The organism is Streptomyces sp. SAI-135, from assembly GCF_029893805.1.
Taxonomy (GTDB): domain Bacteria; phylum Actinomycetota; class Actinomycetes; order Streptomycetales; family Streptomycetaceae; genus Streptomyces.
Window position 1 is genome coordinate 7,503,787 of sequence record NZ_JARXYP010000002.1, and the last position, 16,447, is coordinate 7,520,233.

Here is a 16,447-nt window from a genome sequence, read left to right on the forward strand (position 1 = left end):
GGTGCCACCCGGAGCACGTCCAATACCCGCTGGCGAACGGCCGATAGCGACCGTCTATCAAGGCCGTTCCCAGGCCCCTGACCAGCCCTCGATAGACGCCGTTTATCGGCTGGTCGCCGATGGGTCTTGGACGCGGACGAGCGCGCTGCCGATGGTGAGAGAAGTAGCCGCTCCGGCAGGACCTGCCCAAGGAGGACCTCGGACCATGACCGCTCCCTCGACCCTGGAGACCGCGGCAGCAGCCGACGTTCCGACCGAGCTCACCGACGGGTACCACCTGGTCGTCGACGCGCTCAGGATGAACGACGTCGACACCATCTACGGGGTGGTCGGCATCCCGATCACCGACCTGGCCCGGCTCGCCCAGGCGCAGGGCATCCGCTACATCGGCTTCCGGCACGAGAGCAACGCCGGACACGCGGCCGCCATCGCCGGCTACCTCAACAAGAAGCCCGGCGTGGCCCTCACGGTCTCCGCCCCGGGCTTCCTCAACGGCCTGGTCGCCCTCGCCAACGCGACCACCAACTGCTTCCCCATGGTCCAGATCTCCGGCTCCAGCGAGCGCCATCTCGTCGACCTCAAGCAGGGCGACTACGAGGAGATGGACCAACTCGCCGCCGCGCAGCCCTTCGTGAAGGCCGCCTACCGGGTGAGCCGGGTGGAGGACATCGGCCGCGGCATCGCCCGCGCCCTGCGCACCGCGATCTCCGGGCGCCCCGGCGGTGTCTATCTCGACATCCCCGCCGCGGTGCTCGGCGCCATCATGCCCAAGGCGGAGGGCGAGCGGACGCTGAGCCGGCTGGTCGACCCTGCCCCGCGCCAGCTCCCGGCGCCGGAGGCCGTGGACCGGGCGATCGAACTGCTGGCCTGCGCCGAGCGCCCGCTGATCGTGCTGGGCAAGGGCGCCGCGTACGCCCAGGCGGACGACAAGGTACGGCAGTTCGTCGAGTCGACCGGCATCCCCTACGTACCGATGTCGATGGCGAAGGGCCTGCTGCCCGACGACCACCCGCAGTCGGCCGCCACCGCCCGTTCGCTGGCGCTGAAGAAGGCCGACGTCGTGATGCTGATCGGCGCCCGCCTCAACTGGCTCCTCGGCCACGGCCAGTCCGGCTGGAACCCCGACGCGAAGTTCATACAGATCGACATCGACCCCAAGGAGATGGACAGCAACCAGCCCATCTCCGCGCCGCTCGTCGGCGACATCGAATCGGTGCTCGACGTGCTCGCCGAGCGCACCAAGCCCGGCCGGATCACGGCCCCTTCGGCCTGGCGCGAGGAGCTCGGGGCGCGCTCGGCGCAGAACGTCTCCAAGATGGCCGAGCGGCTGGCGGCCGACCCGCACCCCATGCAGTTCATGGGCGCCCTGAAGGCCGTACGCGACGTCGTGCGCGAGCACCCGGAGACGTACATCGTCAACGAGGGCGCCAACGCCCTGGACATCGCGCGCAACGTCATCGACATGCACGTACCGCGCCACCGTCTCGACAGCGGCACCTGGGGCGTGATGGGCATCGGCATGGGCTACGCCATCGCCGCCGCCGTCGAGAGCGGCGCCCCGGTCGTGGCCGTCGAGGGCGACAGCGCCTTCGGGTTCAGCGGCATCGAGATCGAGACGATCTGCCGCTACAAGCTGCCCGTCGTCACCGTGATCATGAACAACGGCGGGGTCTACCGCGGCGACGACACCAACCCGTACGACGACGCCCCCTCGCCCACCACCCTCATGTCGGCGGCCCGCCACGACCTGCTCATCGAGGCGTTCGGCGGCAAGGGCTACCGGGCCACCACGCCCGCCGAGGTCACCGCCGCCCTCACCGAGGCCCTCGCCTCCGGCGGCCCGGCACTCATCGACTGTGTGATCGATCCCTCGGCCGGCACCGAGAGCGGCCACATCTCGCACCTCAACCCCAAGGGCATCACCGTCGGCAACATCACGCCGGCCACGAAGTGACCGTCCAGACCGCCCAGACCGCCCAGCCCCCTGGGCCCTCCTCGACCGCGCAACTTCACGAAAAGGAAGCACACATGAGTGAAAAGCCGCTCGCCGGAATCAAGGTGATCGACTTCACCGGGGTCCAGGCCGGTCCCGCCTGCACGCAGATGCTCGCCTGGTTCGGCGCCGACGTCCTGAAGGTGGAGCGCCCCAACGGCGGCGATGTGACCCGCCGTCAGCTCCGGGACATCGAGGACCTGGACGCGCTCTACTTCACGATGCTCAACAGCAACAAGCGCTCCCTCGCCATCAACACCAAGACCGCCGAGGGCAAGGAGGTCCTGGAGAAGCTCATCAAGGACGCCGACGTCCTGGTGGAGAACTTCGCGCCGGGCGCCCTGGACCGCATGGGCTTCACCTGGGAGCGCATCCAGGAGCTCAACCCGCGCCTGATCTTCGGCTCGGTCAAGGGCTTCAACGACCAGTCGTCGTGGAACGACCTCAAGGTCTACGAGAACGTCGCCCAGTGCGCGGGCGGCGCCGCCTCCACCACCGGGTTCTGGGACGGCCCGCCCACCATCTCCGGCGCCGCCATCGGCGACACCAACACCGGGATGCACCTGGCGATCGGCATCCTCACCGCGATCATCGACCGCGGCAAGACCGGCCGGGGCCAGAAGGTCTCCGTCTCCATGCAGGACGCCGTCCTCAACCTCTGCCGGGTCAAGCTGCGCGACCAGCAGCGCCTGGAGCGGGTCGGCTACCTGGAGGAGTACCCGCAGTACCCGAACGGCGAGTTCACCGACGTGGTGCCGCGCGGCGGCAACGCGGGCGGCGGCGGCCAGCCCGGCTGGGTCCTCAAGTGCAAGGGGTGGGAGACCGACCCGAACGCGTACATCTACTTCACCGTCCAGGAGCAGAACTGGAAGCGCACCGCCGAGGTGATCGGCCACCCCGAGTGGGCCGAGGACCCGGAGTACGCCACCGCGCGCGCCCGCCAGTCGCACATCTTCGAGATCTTCGAGGAGATCGAGAAGTGGCTCGCGGACAAGACGAAGTACGAGGCGGTGGACATCCTGCGCGAGTGGGAGGTGCCCTGCGCCCCGGTGATGAGCATGAAGGAGATCGCCTACGACGAGGACCTGCGCAACAGCGGCACGGTCGTCGAGGTCGAGCAGAAGGGCCGCGGCACCTACCTGACCGTCGGCAGCCCGGTGAAGTTCTCCTCCTTCAAGCCGGAGATCGTCGGCGCCCCGCTGCTGGGTGAGCACAGCTCCGAGGTCCTGGTGGAGCTGGGCTACGACGAGGAGACGATCGGCCGGCTCAAGGAGAGCGGCGTCATCGTCTGACGCGGCACGCACGCGAAGCGGCCGTGACCCGCAGGTCACGGCCGCTTCCCCTACCGTCCGGCGGGCTCAGACCGCCGTGGTCTCGGCCCGGCGCCGCATCAGCTCCCGTTCCCGCTCGCGGCGCGCGGTGACGTCCCGGACGACCGCCCCGCAGTAGGGGCTGCCGTCGGGGCCCGACAGCAGCACCACGCTGAACTCGATGGACAGTTTCCGGCCGTCCGCCGCCAGCGCGGGAACGTTCAGCAGATCCGCGTCCCCGTACTTGCTGGACCCCCGTGCCATGGCCGCGTCGAAGCCTTCCTGGTGCCGCTTGCGGTGCCTCTCGGGAATGATGACGTCCAGGCTCCGGCCCGCCACCTCGGCCGCCGGGAACCCGAAGATGCGCTCCGCCCCCCGGTTCCAGTAGCGGATCAGCCCTTCGCCGTCGATGATCACTATGCCGTCCGGTGCCTGGCCTGCCATGCCCAGCACCACCGCGGATTCCAGATCTTCCATGTCGCCTCCGAGCCGGGGCCGTTGGATGGCAAACAGTATACAGAATACTGTCGTCACAGCCCCCGACCGGACGGAAACGCAGGTGAAAGGCACTCCGAAAGCTTGGTATTGTTGTGCGTGTCGCCGCGGGGAACACCCCGGTCAAGGCGACAGACACCTGGTCCGGGTGGCGGAATGGCAGACGCGCTAGCTTGAGGTGCTAGTGCCCTTTATCGGGCGTGGGGGTTCAAGTCCCCCCTCGGACACCAGTGAGACCCCACTTCCTGTGGGGTCTTTCGCGTTACGGCCCAGTTACGGCCCACCGGATGCCCTAATTCGGTTGACTCGGCCCGCCCGGCAGGGCTCAATACCCGGCATGGCCGACATCCAGGGCACCTACGACGAACTGTTCTCCGCGGTACCCAACGGCCTGGCAGCCCTGCTGGACGCCGGGGACGTGGGCGGGTCCGTGGCCGTCCTCGTGGGCGGTGAGGCGGTGGTGGACGTCTGGGGCGGGTTCGCCGACGCCGGCCGGACGGTGCCGTGGGAGCGGGACACGATCACCAACGTGTTCTCCACGACCAAGACGATGACGGCACTGTGCGCGCTGATCCTCGCGGACCGCGGCGACCTCGACCCGGACGCCCCGGTCGCCCGGTACTGGCCGGAGTTCGCCGCCGCCGGCAAGGAGAAGGTGCTGGTCCGGCACGTGCTCTCGCACACCGCGGGCCTGCCCCACTGGGAGGGCCCCGTCGAGGAGATCTACGACTGGCCGGCCGTCACCGCCCGCCTCGCCGCCCAGGCGCCGCTCTGGGAGCCCGGCACCGCGGCCGGCTACCACTCGCTCACCCAGGGCTTCCTGGTCGGCGAGGTCGTACGCCGCGTCACCGGCCTCACCGTGGGCGAGTTCCTGGCCCGGGAGGTGACGGGCCCCCTCGGCGCCGACTTCCACATCGGACTCGCCGCCGAGCACGACCACCGGGTCGCCCGCACGCTCCCGCCGCCCGGCCGCGACGAGGACTACACCGCCGGCGCCGCCGACCCGGGCCCCGACGCGACCCCCTCCTCCGGGACGGCGTTCCGCGTGCGGGACGCCAACTCCGAGGCCTGGCGGCGCGGGCAGATCCCCGCGGCGAGCGGCTTCGGCAACGCCCGTTCCGTGGCCCTCGTGCAGTCCGCGCTCGCCTGCGCAGGGACCGTCCGGGGCGTACGGCTGCTGTCCGAGGCGGGCGCCGCCCGTGCCCGGGAGGAGCAGTTCAGCGGCGAGGACCGCGTGATCGGCATGACGCAGAGCTACGGCCTCGGCTACGGCCTGTTCGGCACGATGCTCGGCTGGGGCGGCTGGGGCGGATCCCTCGTCATGATCGACCCCGACGCGCGCATGGTGGTCGCGTACGCGACCAACCAGATGCGCGAACCCGCCGAGGACACCCGGGGGTTGGACCTCGTCATGTCCGCCTACGACGGCCTCCAGGGGCTGCGCGGCTGAGCGCAAAAAACCCGGTGCGCCGCCGTGACCGGCTCCCTACACTCGCCATGACCAGGGGAGACGAGTGAGGGGAGTACGGCCATGTGCGAGCGCACAGCTGTCGCCGTACCCCGGCCGTCGTACGACGTGATCCTCGTGTCCCCGGCCTTCCGGTGCCCGCTGCGCGGCCGGCACCGGATGCCCGTGACGACTGTCTGAACGGTCGAACACCGCCGTGGCACGCCCATGTGACGTGCCGTCATGTCGTCGTACGGGTCATCGCGCCGCCCTGTCACCCACACCGTCCGAAAGGCCATGGGCCGTGCGCACCACCACCCACACCAACCCGCTCGCCGTCGTCCGCAATCTCGGCATCCTCGCCCACGTCGACGCCGGCAAGACCACCGTCACCGAGCGGATCCTGTTCGCCACCGGCACCACGCACAAGCGCGGCGAGGTCCACGACGGCACCACCGTCACCGACTTCGACCCGCAGGAGCGGGACCGCGGGATCACCATCTTCGCCGCGGCCGTGAGCTGTGCGTGGGACGGACACCGGCTCAACCTGATCGACACCCCGGGGCACGTCGACTTCGCCGACGAGGTGGAGCGCTCGCTCCGGGTGCTCGACGGAGCGGTCGCGGTGTTCGACGCGGTGGCGGGCGTGGAGCCGCAGAGCGAGTCGGTGTGGCGGCAGGCGGACCGGCACGGTGTGCCCAGGATCGCGTTCGTCAACAAGCTGGACCGCGCGGGCGCCGACCTCGACGCGGCGGTCGAGTCGATCCGGCGGCGGCTGCATCCGGCCCCGCTGGTCGTGCAGTTGCCCATCGGCAGCGAGGACGACTTCAGCGGCGTCGTCGACCTGGTCCGGATGCGGGCGCTGACCTGGACGGACGGTGGCACGGCCGCGGAAGGGCCGGTGCCGGACGACCTGCGTGAGGAGGCGCTCGGGCGCCGCCGCACACTCGAGGAGGCCGTCGCCGAACGGCACCCGGCGGCCCTGGAGGAGTTCTGCGACCGGGAGACCCTCTCCGACGGCACCCTCACCGCCGCCCTGCGGGACCTCACCCGCAGCGGCGACGGCGTGGTCGTCCTGTGCGGCTCGGCCTACCGCAACCGGGGTGTCGAACCGTTGCTGGACGCCGTCGTGGCGTATCTGCCGTCACCGCTCGACGTGCCCGCCGTCCGCGGGGAGCACGGCGAGGAACGGCCCTGCGACCCGGCGGCGCCCTTCGCGGCGCTGGCGTTCAAGGTGAACGCCGGCCCGACGGGACGGCTGACCTACCTGCGCGTGTACTCGGGCACGATCGAGAAGGGAGCCACCGTGTGGGACGCGGGCGCGCGCCGCGGCGAGCGCGTCGGACGGATCCTGCGGGTGCAGGCCGACCGGCACGCCCCGCTGGACCGGGCGGTCGCCGGCGACATCGTCGCCGTCGTCGGGCTGAGGTCGGCCCGTGCCGGCTCGACATTGTGCGCGCCGGACGCCCCGCTCGTGCTCGAACCGCCGAGCGTGGCCGAACCGGTGGTGTCCGTGGCGGTCGAGCCCCAACGGTCCGTCGACACCGACCGGTTGGCGTCCGCGCTGGCCCGGCTCGCCGAGGAGGACCCCTCGCTCGTGGTCCGCACGGACGCCGAGACCGGTCAGACCCTGCTGTCCGGCATGGGAGAACTGCATCTGGAGGTGGCGGTGGAGAAGGTGCGGCGTGAGCACGGCCTGGCCCTCACCCTCGGCAGGCCGGGAGTCAGCCACCGGGAGACGGTCGGGCGCGGGGTGTCCGGTCTCGTCTTCCGGCACGTCAAACAGGACGGCGGGGCGGGGCAGTTCGCCCATGTCGTGCTCGACGTCGAACCGGCGGAGGCGGGCTTCGAGTTCCGCTCCACGGTCGTGGGCGGGCGCGTGCCGCAGGAGTACGTCCGCGCGGTCGAGGCCGGCTGCCGGGACGCCCTGGCCGAAGGGCCGCTCGGCGGGCACCCGGTGACGGGGCTGCGCGTCACGCTCACCGACGGGGCGACCCATGTGAAGGACTCCTCGGACACGGCCTTCCGCACCGCGGGCCGGTTCGGCCTCCGTCAGGCGCTGCGCGCCTGCGCGATGGTCCTCCTGGAACCGGTCGCCGAGGTCACGGTCACCGTGCCGGAGGACGCCGTCGGCGCGGTGCTCGGCGATCTCGCCGCGCGCCGTGGCCGGGTCTCGGGCTCGGCCGTGCGGGGCGGCTCGGTCGCGGTCACGGCGACCGTGCCGCTGGCCGAACTCTTCGGCTACGCCACGCGGTTGCGCAGCCGGACCCAGGGCCGCGGAACCTTCACGGCCCGGCCGACGGGATACGCGCCGGCCCCGGCGGTGACGTCGGCACCATGACGTCGGCACGCTGATGCCGGCACGGTGACGTGACGTCCGGGACGGAAGTCCCGGGTACGAGGAAGAGGGGCCGGGCGGTCGCACCGCCCGGCCCCTCGCCCTGCGCACGAGGGTCCGCTCAGCAGTCCCTGAACTCCGGCGACTGGTTGAGCACCTGCGACCGCACCGACGTGAAGCGCGCGTACGTCTCACCGTCCACCGACTCCGGGCGGAAGGCCGCCACCCGGTGGCAGTTCTGGAAGGCGAGGGCCACGCCGAAGTGGCGCTCCAGGCTGCCCCGGATGGCGTCGCTGGCGAGGGCGCGCAGCAGCTGGCCGCGCTCCTTCTCCGACGGGGGAGGGGTCTGGTTGTCGGAGAACTCGGCGGCGCCGACCTTCAGTTCACCGGCCAGGGAGGCGATCAGGTCGTAGGCGTAGGGGAGGGACGTGCGGACCGTGGCCACGAAGTCCTCCTCGCGGATGTCGCCCTGTTCGGCTTCGGCGAGGAGCTTCGGGGATACGTCGAGGGACATGTGCTGCGGTTCCTGTCTGTCAGGGGAGGCGGAGGGTCAGGCGAGGGAGGCGGGGCCCGGTACGAAGTCCGGGTCCACCTGGGAGGTCAGATCGAGGCCGGTCGCCTCGTTCGCCCAGGAGCGGGCGTTGCGCAGGTGGAACTCGACCGCGTGGCGGTGGAGGGCGGGCCAGTCGCGGGGATGGGCGTCGACCGTCTCGCGCAGGAGCGACAGGGCGTGCCGGTTGTGGGGCTCCAGCGCGTCCAGGCCGCCCTCGGCGCGGCCCTGTTCGGCGGCGCGCACCCAGGGGGAGTGGACCAGATGGGTCAGCAGGTCGTCGCCCACGTGCTCCTTGAGGAAGAGCAGGTCGTCCTCGCCGGTCACCTTGTTGCCGATCACGGCGATGCGGATCCCGAACTCCCGGGCGTGGTCCCGGTACTGGCGGTAGACCGAGACGCCCTTGCGGGTGGGTTCGGCCACCAGGAAGGTCAGGTCGAAGCGGGTGAACAGGCCCGAGGCGAACGCGTCGGCGCCCGCGGTCATGTCGACGACGACGTACTCGCCGGGGCCGTCCACCAGGTGGTTGAGGTACAACTCCACCCCGCCCAGCTTGGAGTGGTAGCAGGCCACGCCGAGGTCGCTCTCGTCGAACTCGCCCGTCACCATCAGCGGGACGTCCCCCACCCGGCGGACGTGTCTGGCGTGCAGTTCGTCGTCGCCCAGCAGGCGCAGCAGACGTGAACCCCGGCCCGGCGGCGTGGTCTTGATCATCGCCTCGGGGGAGGCGATGCGCGGGTTGCTGCCCCGCAGGAAGTCCTTGATGGCGGGCACGTGCGCACCCAGCGCGGGGGCGTCCAGGTCGTCCCCCTCGTGGCCCAGTGCCTCGGCGAGGTGCTGGTTGATGTCGCCGTCCACGGCCAGCACCGGTGCGCCGGAACGGGCCAGGTGGCGGGAGAAGAGCGCGGACAGGGTGGTCTTGCCGCTGCCGCCCTTCCCGACGAAGGCGATGCGCACTACCGCTCCATCTTTTTGAAAATGGATGTCATGTCGGTAGGTTCTATGGCGTGCCGTGGATCACTGTCAAGTCGCCCCCGCGATCAAGGTCCGAGGCTTAATGCATATGATGTGCAAGTGCGTGACTACAGCATCAGGGCAGCCGGCCCGGACGACCTCGAAGGTGCGCGAGCCGTGATGCTCGACACCGTCTACCGCGACTTCAGAACCGGGTACGTGCCGCGCTGGCACGCCGACATCATCGATCCGGCCGCCGCCTATCTCGCCCCGGCCCGCCACACCCTCCTCGTCGCCCTCGACCCCGCGGACCAGGCCGTCGTGGCCACCGGCGCCCTCGACTCGCGCGGCCCCGCCCACCCGCCGAACCCGCGCGAGCTGGCCGAGCGCTACCCCTGCGGCAGCACGGCCCAGCTGCGCCGGATCTACGTACGCCCCGAGCACCGCAGGCGCGGCCTCGCCCGCCGCCTGGTCGGCGAACTGCTCGCCTTCGCGGCCGCCGACGGCGGCTACCGCTCGGTGTATCTGCACACCGACCCGGCGGTCCCGGGCGCCGAACCCTTCTGGCGCTCGATCGGCAAGGTCGTGCACGACGAGCGCGAGACCACGGGCGGCGCGAGCAACGTCGTTCACTTCGAGATACCGATGGGGCGGTGACCGCGATGCGCCGCCGTCACACCCTCGGCTCCCTCCTGCTCGCCCCGCTGCTCACCGCCTGCTTCGCCTCCCAGGGCGGCGACCCCGGCGGAGACGCCGGTGGCGGGTCCCGCCTCCGCGTCGCCCTCGCCTTCCCGCCCGCCGAGAGCCTCTCGCCGTACGGCGACGACGCCACCCTCCTCAGCCGCCTCGGCGTCACCGAAGGGCTGACGGCCCTCGACGCCAACGGCGCCGCCACTCCCGCGCTCGCCGCGTCCTGGCGCCGCGAGAACGACCGCACCTGGCTGTTCACGGTGCGCGAGGCCACCTTCCAGGACGGCTCCGAGGTGACCCCGGCCGCGGTCGCCGCCGCCCTCACCCACGCCGGCGAGGCCAGGCCCGCCCCGGCCGCCCTGACGGGCGTCACCCTGACGGCGAAGGCGGCGGGCGACGCCGTACGCATCACCACCAGGACCCCCGACCCCGTCCTGCCGCTCCGGCTCTCCAGCCCGAGCCTCGCCGTGTTCGCCGCGAAGGCCTACGGCGCGGACGGCCGCGTCGACCCGGTCGGCACCGCCTCCGGCCCCTTCGAGCTGACCCGGGTCACCGGCTCCGCCTCCGCCACCCTCGACCGCTTCGACGACTACTGGGGCGGCCGCGCCCACGCCCCCGGCGTCGACGCCCGCTTCATCGCCGACGGCACCGCCCGCGCCAACGCCCTGCGCACCGGCCAGGTCGACATCGCCGAGGCGATCCCCGTCGCCCAGGCCGCCACCCTCGATGAGGCCACCCTGCGGGAGACCGCCACCACCCGCACCACCGGCCTCCAGCTCAACACCGCGTCCGGACCTTTCAAGGACCCGGGGCTGCGCGCCGCGGCCCGCGAGGCCGTCGACACCTCCGCCGTCGTCCAGGGCGTCTTCGAGGGGTACGCCGATCCCGGCGACGGCCTCTACGGACCGGCCGTGACCTGGGCCGAGGGCAAGCGGACACGGCCCACCGGACGCGCCGCCGCCGCCGATCCGCACGGCACCTCCGTCACCCTCGCCACCTACGACAACCGGCCCGAACTCCCCGAGGTCGCCCAGGTCCTCCAACAACAGCTCCAGAAAGCCGGGTTCGAGGTCACCCTGGTGGTGCGTGCGTACACACGACTCGAAAGCGACGTGCTCGCGGGGAAGTTCGACGCGTTCCTCGGCGCCCGCAACAGCCTCGTCGACACCGGCGACCCCGTCGGCGTCCTCGCCGGCGACTACACCTGCGACGGCAGTTACAACCTGGCCCGGCTGTGCGACCGCACGGTCGACCGAGCGGTCGCCGAGGCAGGCGCCGTGGCCGGCACCGGCGAGCGGCAGGACGCGGCCCTGCGTGCCGAGGCCGCCGTCCTCGGCACCGACGCGGTGATCCCGCTGGCCCACCAGAGGATCATCACCGGTGTCGCCACCGACGTCAGGGGCGTGCTCCTCGACCCGTACGAACGGACCCTCCTCGGCCCCGGAACGCGACGCTGACCCATGGCGTACCGAGTGGCCACCCTGCTGTGGCGCGTGCTGCTCGCGGCCGCCCTGGTCTGCGGCATCGGCCTGCTGCCGTGGCTGGCGCGCACCGACCCGGCGCTCACCGTGCTCAGGGCGCGTTCCGCGGACCGGGACCCGACACCGCGCGCACTGGCCGACATCCGGGCCCAACTGGGCCTGGACCAGGGCCCCTTGCACCTCCTCGGGCAATGGTTCGGCGGCCTGCCCCGCGGCGACGCGGGCCGGTCCTGGCTGAACGGCACACAGGTCGCCCCGACCGTCCTCCAGGCACTCGGGGTGTCCCTGCTGCTGATGACGGCGGCGCTCGTGGTGGCCGCCGCCACCGCGGCCCTGGTGTGCGCCCGCACCCTGCGGCTCGGCGCGCACGGGCGCCTCGACGGGCGCCGGCCCGGGGGCGGCGGCTCGGCGATGCTCGCCGCGCTGCCCGAGTTCCTCACCGCCTCCGTGCTCGCCACCGTCGTCGGTGTACAGCTCGGCTGGCTGCCCGCCCTCGGCTGGTACGGGCCCCGGTGGACGGTCCTGCCCGCCCTCGCCCTCGGCCTGCCCGCCGGGGCGGTGCTCGGGCGCCTCCTCGACGACCTGCTGCCGGGCGCCTTCGCCGAACCCTGGGCGACGGCCGCACGGGCCCGCGGCCTGCCGGGCCGTACCGTCGCCGCCAAGGCGGTCCGCCGCTGCGTCCCCGCGCTGCTGCCCAACCTGAGCCTGTTCGTCGTGGGCCTCACGGCCGGGTCCGTCGCCGTGGAGCAGATCTACGACATCCCCGGCCTCGGCCGCACCACCCTCCAGGCCGCCCTCGCACAGGACCTGCCCGTCCTCCAGGCGGGCACCCTCGCCCTCCTGCTCCTCGCGGTCACCGCCACCGGCCTGGCCGCCCTCGCCGTCCGCCTCCTGACCGGACCCGCCCTGCGCGACGGCGCCCTGGACTCCCCGCACCGCCCACGCCGGTCCACCCGCAGCCCCCTGCCCCTCCTGTACGGCGCTCTCCTGGCCGCCGTCGTCGCGCTCGGCCTGTCTCGCGACCCGCTCGCCCTGGACACCGGAGCCCGGCTCCAACCCCCCTCCCCGGCACACCCGTTCGGCACCGACGCGCTCGGCCGGGACCTGCTCGCCAGGGTCGGACACGGCGCCCTCGACACCCTCCTGGCCGCCCTCGCCGTCAGTGTCACCGCGCTGGTGGCGGGCGTCCTGCTGGGACTCCTGCCCCGGCTGTCCGGGCCGCTCGTCGACACCGTCAACGCCGTACCGCCGGTGCTCGCCGCGCTGCTCGTGACCGCCGTCGCCGGGAGCGGCGCCGCCACGCCCGCGCTCGCCGTGGCCGCCGTCTCCTGGGCGGCGCTCGCCGCGCACACCTCCGCGCTGCTGCGGCAGGAACGCGCCACCGCGCATCTGACGGCCACCCGCGCGCTGGGCGCGGGCCGCCGGTACCTCCTGCGGCACGAACTGCTGCCCGCGATCCTGCCGCCCGTCGCCCGGCACGCCCTGCTGCGCCTGCCCGGCGTCGCCCTCGCCCTCGCCTCCCTCGGCTTCCTCGGCCTCGGCAGCCCGCCGCCCTCCCCGGAGTGGGGCCTGCTCCTGGCCGAGAACCAGCCCTACGCCGAACGCGCCCCCTGGGCCGTCCTCGCCCCCGCCGCCGCACTCGCCCTGCTGGGCGCGCTGGCGGTGAGCACGGCGGGCGGGGTGCGGTGGCCGCGACGGCGTGCGGAGCCGGAGGGGACCGTCCGATGACATCGACGCCGGTCGGGCCGCCGAGGACCACCCCCCGCCTCTCCCCGCTGCTGCGGCTGCTCATCCTCACCCAACTCGCTTTCAACCTCGGCTTCTTCGCCGTGCTGCCCTTCCTGGCCGAGCATCTGGGACAGGCCGTCGGGATGGCGGGCTGGCTGGTCGGGTTCGTGCTGGGGCTCAGGACCTTCAGCCAGCAAGGGCTGTTCGTGGTGGGCGGGGCGCTCGCCGACCGGTACGGGATCAGGCCGGTCGTCCTCGCCGGATGCGTGCTGCGGATCGCCGGGTTCGCCTGGCTCGGGTACGCCGAACGGACGGGAGCGGTCATCGGGGCCGTCCTGCTCATCGGGTTCGCCGCCGCGCTGTTCTCCCCGGCGGTGGAGTCGGAGGTCGCCCGGCAGGCCGTCGTCCACGAGCAGGCGGGCGGCCGACGCACCCGCGTGCTGGCCCTGTTCACGGTCGCCGGGCAGGCCGGAGCCTTCGTCGGGCCGTTGCTCGGAGCGCTGTTGCTGTCGGTGGACTTCCGCACGGTGTGCCTGGCGGGCGCCGGGATCTTCCTGCTGGTCCTCGCCGGGCACGCCTGGCTGCTGCCGCAGCACGTTCCCGGCCGGGAACGGGTGCGGCCCGCCGGAGGGCTGGGCGTGCTGGTCCGCAACCGCCGCTTCCTGGCGCTGTGTTGCGCGTACGGTGCCTACCTGCTCGCCTACAACCAGCTCTACCTCGCCCTGCCCGAGGAGGTGGAACGGGCGACCGGTTCGCAGTCGGCGCTGGCCTGGCTGTTCGCACTGTCCTCGCTGCTGGTGGTGACCGCCCAGCTCCCGGTCACCCGCTGGGCCGGCTCCCGGCTGTCGCTGCGCCGCTCGATGGGGGCCGGACTCCTGCTGATCGGTGCCGGGTTCGCGGTCGTCGCCGGGGGAACCGGCACGGCGGGTCTGCTGCCCTGCGCCGTCTTCGTCGTCCTGCTCACCTTCGGCCAGATGCTCGTCGCACCCGTGGCCCGGGCCTGGGTCCCCGATCTCGCCGAGCCGGGAAGGCTCGGCCTCTACACCGGGGCGCTCTCCTCGGTCTCGGGCCTGATCGTCCTGATCGGCAGCTCCGTCACGGGCGCACTGCTGGACGCGGGCCTGCCGGCCGCGGTGCCGTGGCTGGTGCTGGCGGCGGTGCCGGTGGCGGCGGTGGGGCTGCTGCCTCGGACGTAGGAAGGGCGGGGCCGGGAGCGGCGGGTGCGAGCCGCCCGACGGCTGGTGCGCCCCGCTCGCCGGATCACCGCAGGACCCGTGGGCCGCGGCGATAGGGTCCACCCCATGGAGACTCAGGACATCCGGGTGGAGATCGCCCGGGAGGCGGACCAGGAGCTCGTCGACGCCTTCGCGCGGATGCTGCCGCAGTTGTCCTCGACGGCCGAGGCCCTCGACCTCGCCGCACTCGACCGCATCCTGGCCTGTGACGCCAACACCATGCTGATCGCGCGGTCGGCGGCCGGGTCGGTCGTGGGCACCCTCACCCTCGTGATGTTCCCCGCGCCCGCCGGACTGCGGGCCCGTATCGAGGACGTGATCGTCGATCACGCGGCCCGCGGTCACGGCATCGCGGGTCTGCTGATCAGGGAGGCCATCCGGCTGGCCCGCGAGGCCGGGGCCCGCACCGTCGACCTGACGTCCCGCCCGGACCGGGCGGCGGCCAACCGGCTGTACGAGCGGCAGGGGTTCCGCCAGCGGGAGTCGACGGTGTACCGGGTACCGCTGAAGGGCTGAGCCCCCCGCCGCCCGCAGGATGTCTGCCTCGCCGGTGTCAGTTCCGGTTCTGGAAGTTCTCGTCCAGGCGCTGAGGTCTGCGCCGATCGTCATTGCTGGGCTGAGTCCTCACGGCGTGTCGGTCCGCGGGCCGGACGTCGACGGGCGCGGGCCGGTTCGCCGCTGCCGGTGTCAGGACCGGTTTCGGTAGTGCTCGGCCGGGCGGTTGACGTGCCCTGCGTGCCGCTGAAGGGTTGAGCCCCGTCCCACGGCCCGGCCGCGGCCGCCCGGTTTCTGCCTTGCCGGTGTCGGGTCCGGTTCTGGGCGCTGTGGTCTGCGCCGATCGTCACTGCTGAGGTGAGTCCTCACGGCGTGTCGGTCCGCGGGCCGGATGTCGACGGGCGCGGGCCGGTTCGCCGCTGCTGGTGTCAGGACCGGCTTCGGGGGTGCTCGGCCGGGCGGTTGAAATGCCCTGCGTGCCGCTGAAGGGCTGAGCCCCGTCCCACGGCCCGGCCGCGGCCGGGCCCGCCCGGTTTCTGGCTCGCCGGTGTTGGGTCCGGTTCTGGAGGTCCTCGTCCGGGCGCTGTGGTCTGCGTCGATCGTCACTGCTGAGGTGCGTCCTCACGGCGTGTCGGCCCGCGGGCCGGGCGTCGACGGGTGCGGCCCGGTTCGCCGCTGCCGGTGTCAGGACCGGCTTCGGGGGTGCTCGGCCGGGCGGTTGACGTGCCCTGCGTGCCGCTGAAGGGCTGAGCCCCCCTCAGGAGGTGGCGGGCGCCGAGGTCTGCCGGGAAGTGCCCGGTCGTGGCCCGTTCCGCCGAACCGCACCCGGGCCGCAGCCGGGCAGGGCTCCCCGGGAGCCGACAACTCGCCGTGCAGGCGCCGGGCTGCCTTCCGACGCGCCCGGCCGACGCACCGCAGCCGCGTCCCTCAGGACGCCACCGCCTGCGGTGCGGTCGCCGGTACCAGGTCCAGGAGCTCCTCCACCGCCGCCTGGTCCGCCCGGTGCGTGCGCCACAGCCACAGGACGTCCCGGCCGAACGACCAGAGCAGGGTCCCGAGGGCCAGCGCCACCACCCCGAAGGTCGCCGCGAACGGCAGGTACCCAGACGCGGCCACCAGCAGCAGGATCCCCTGGAGCGCGGCCACCGTCTTGCGGGCCATGCTCGGCGGCAGCGGGGCGTTCAGCCAGTTCCAGACGCGGGCCGCGGCCACGAAGCCGTAGCGCATGCCGCCGATCAGCAGCACCCACGGGCCCTGCGACATCGACACGTACACGCTGAGCACCAGGATCAGGAACGCGTCGACCTCCATGTCGAAGCGCGCTCCCAGCGGCGTCGAGGTGCCCGTCGCACGGGCCACCTTGCCGTCCACACCGTCGAGGATCAGGGCCACCGCTGTCAGGCCGACGAAGAGCGTGACCGGCGGGGAGTCCTGGAAGGAGTCCGCGACCAGCGCCGTGACCCCGCCCACCAGGGTCGCCCGGCCGAGCGTCACCCGGTTGGCCGGACCGAAGGACCGCGGCCGGGTGCGGTGCAGCGCCCTGGAGAGCACGGCCCAGGTGGCGACGGCGAAGGCGAGGCCGGTCAGCCAGCCCGCCGGCCCCATGCCGATCGCCGTGCCGAGCAGGGCCAGCAACAGGATCTGCACGCCCGCTCCGACAGCGGTCTCCTGCTGGACCAGCCTTGCTTCGTAAGTGTTGTTCAGGGCCACCGCACATTCCTCCGGCCAGAT

The 16,447-nt window shown here is 72.9% G+C and carries 13 protein-coding genes and 1 tRNA gene; 10 read left to right on the forward strand and 4 right to left on the reverse strand.

All coding sequences use genetic code 11. The features are described 5' to 3' along the window. Nucleotides 1-205 precede the first annotated feature (205 nt). Entirely contained in the window at nt 206-1,954 is a 1,749-nt protein-coding gene (gene oxc / locus M2163_RS38285) for an oxalyl-CoA decarboxylase (protein ID WP_280848331.1), read from the forward strand. Nucleotides 1,955-2,028: 74 nt separating this feature from the next. Next, on the forward strand, nt 2,029-3,285 hold the full coding sequence (gene frc, locus M2163_RS38290) for a formyl-CoA transferase (RefSeq protein ID WP_280848330.1): 1,257 nt from the start codon (nt 2,029-2,031) through the stop codon (nt 3,283-3,285). A 66-nt stretch (nt 3,286-3,351) separates the two neighbouring features. Here the strand turns inward: frc and M2163_RS38295 are convergent, their stop codons facing one another. After that, a complete protein-coding gene (locus M2163_RS38295; protein ID WP_280896288.1) occupies nt 3,352-3,780 on the reverse strand; it encodes a PAS domain S-box protein in 429 nt (142 codons plus the stop codon). Between the two features lie 160 nt (nt 3,781-3,940). Between M2163_RS38295 and M2163_RS38300 the strand changes: the two genes are divergently transcribed. The 3 genes from M2163_RS38300 to fusA all read left to right on the forward strand — a co-directional run bounded on the left by M2163_RS38300 (nt 3,941) and on the right by fusA (nt 7,586). Beyond that, a tRNA-Leu gene (locus tag M2163_RS38300) sits at nt 3,941-4,028 on the forward strand. A gap of 107 nt (nt 4,029-4,135) precedes the next feature. Next, on the forward strand, nt 4,136-5,248 hold the full coding sequence (locus M2163_RS38305; protein ID WP_280848328.1) for a serine hydrolase domain-containing protein: 1,113 nt from the start codon (nt 4,136-4,138) through the stop codon (nt 5,246-5,248). Between the two features lie 301 nt (nt 5,249-5,549). After that, nucleotides 5,550-7,586: an elongation factor G gene (gene fusA / locus M2163_RS38310; protein ID WP_280896289.1), complete on the forward strand. Its 2,037-nt coding sequence runs from the start codon at nt 5,550-5,552 to the stop codon at nt 7,584-7,586. A gap of 118 nt (nt 7,587-7,704) precedes the next feature. Here fusA and M2163_RS38315 read toward each other — a convergent pair whose 3' ends face one another. Both M2163_RS38315 and M2163_RS38320 read right to left on the reverse strand, forming a co-directional pair. After that, nucleotides 7,705-8,097, reverse strand: coding sequence for an SCO5389 family protein (locus tag M2163_RS38315; RefSeq protein ID WP_280848326.1), 393 nt, complete (start codon nt 8,095-8,097; stop codon nt 7,705-7,707). A 36-nt stretch (nt 8,098-8,133) separates the two neighbouring features. Next, complete coding sequence (locus tag M2163_RS38320; RefSeq protein ID WP_280848325.1) at nt 8,134-9,090, reverse strand: ATP-binding protein; 957 nt, start codon at nt 9,088-9,090, stop codon at nt 8,134-8,136. Between the two features lie 117 nt (nt 9,091-9,207). Here M2163_RS38320 and M2163_RS38325 point away from each other — a divergent pair, with 117 nt between their 5' ends. From M2163_RS38325 to M2163_RS38345, 5 genes are all read left to right on the forward strand, one after another. After that, nucleotides 9,208-9,744 (forward strand): GNAT family N-acetyltransferase, encoded by a 537-nt coding sequence (locus M2163_RS38325; protein ID WP_280848324.1) that lies wholly within the window; start codon nt 9,208-9,210, stop codon nt 9,742-9,744. 5 nt (nt 9,745-9,749) lie between these two features. Next, entirely contained in the window at nt 9,750-11,234 is a 1,485-nt protein-coding gene (locus M2163_RS38330; protein WP_280897379.1) for an ABC transporter substrate-binding protein, read from the forward strand. Nucleotides 11,235-11,237: 3 nt separating this feature from the next. Beyond that, the gene (locus tag M2163_RS38335; RefSeq protein WP_280848323.1) at nt 11,238-12,986 is read left to right on the forward strand and encodes an ABC transporter permease subunit; all 1,749 of its coding nucleotides are present in this window, start codon (nt 11,238-11,240) and stop codon (nt 12,984-12,986) included. Further along, on the forward strand, nt 12,983-14,182 hold the full coding sequence (locus M2163_RS38340; protein ID WP_280848322.1) for an MFS transporter: 1,200 nt from the start codon (nt 12,983-12,985) through the stop codon (nt 14,180-14,182). The genes M2163_RS38335 and M2163_RS38340 overlap by 4 nt, the downstream gene beginning before the upstream one ends. Nucleotides 14,183-14,287: 105 nt before the next feature. Continuing rightward, nucleotides 14,288-14,737: a GNAT family N-acetyltransferase gene (locus M2163_RS38345; RefSeq protein WP_280848321.1), complete on the forward strand. Its 450-nt coding sequence runs from the start codon at nt 14,288-14,290 to the stop codon at nt 14,735-14,737. 906 nt (nt 14,738-15,643) lie between these two features. On the opposite strand, the gene M2163_RS38350 is transcribed toward M2163_RS38345, so the two are convergent. Next, nucleotides 15,644-16,426 (reverse strand): CDP-alcohol phosphatidyltransferase family protein, encoded by a 783-nt coding sequence (locus M2163_RS38350; RefSeq protein ID WP_280897380.1) that lies wholly within the window; start codon nt 16,424-16,426, stop codon nt 15,644-15,646. Nucleotides 16,427-16,447 lie beyond the last annotated feature (21 nt).

Bases quoted from the DNA above. Each gene is read 5' to 3' on its own strand.
- oxc (WP_280848331.1), top strand. From the start codon at position 206: ATGACCGCTCCCTCGACCCTGGAGACCGCGGCAGCAGCCGACGTTCCG.
- frc (WP_280848330.1), top strand. From the start codon at position 2,029: ATGAGTGAAAAGCCGCTCGCCGGAATCAAGGTGATCGACTTCACCGGG.
- M2163_RS38295 (WP_280896288.1), bottom strand. From the start codon at position 3,780: ATGGAAGATCTGGAATCCGCGGTGGTGCTGGGCATGGCAGGCCAGGCA.
- M2163_RS38305 (WP_280848328.1), top strand. From the start codon at position 4,136: ATGGCCGACATCCAGGGCACCTACGACGAACTGTTCTCCGCGGTACCC.
- M2163_RS38315 (WP_280848326.1), bottom strand. From the start codon at position 8,097: ATGTCCCTCGACGTATCCCCGAAGCTCCTCGCCGAAGCCGAACAGGGC.
- M2163_RS38330 (WP_280897379.1), top strand. From the start codon at position 9,750: ATGCGCCGCCGTCACACCCTCGGCTCCCTCCTGCTCGCCCCGCTGCTC.
- M2163_RS38335 (WP_280848323.1), top strand. From the start codon at position 11,238: ATGGCGTACCGAGTGGCCACCCTGCTGTGGCGCGTGCTGCTCGCGGCC.
- M2163_RS38340 (WP_280848322.1), top strand. From the start codon at position 12,983: ATGACATCGACGCCGGTCGGGCCGCCGAGGACCACCCCCCGCCTCTCC.
- M2163_RS38345 (WP_280848321.1), top strand. From the start codon at position 14,288: ATGGAGACTCAGGACATCCGGGTGGAGATCGCCCGGGAGGCGGACCAG.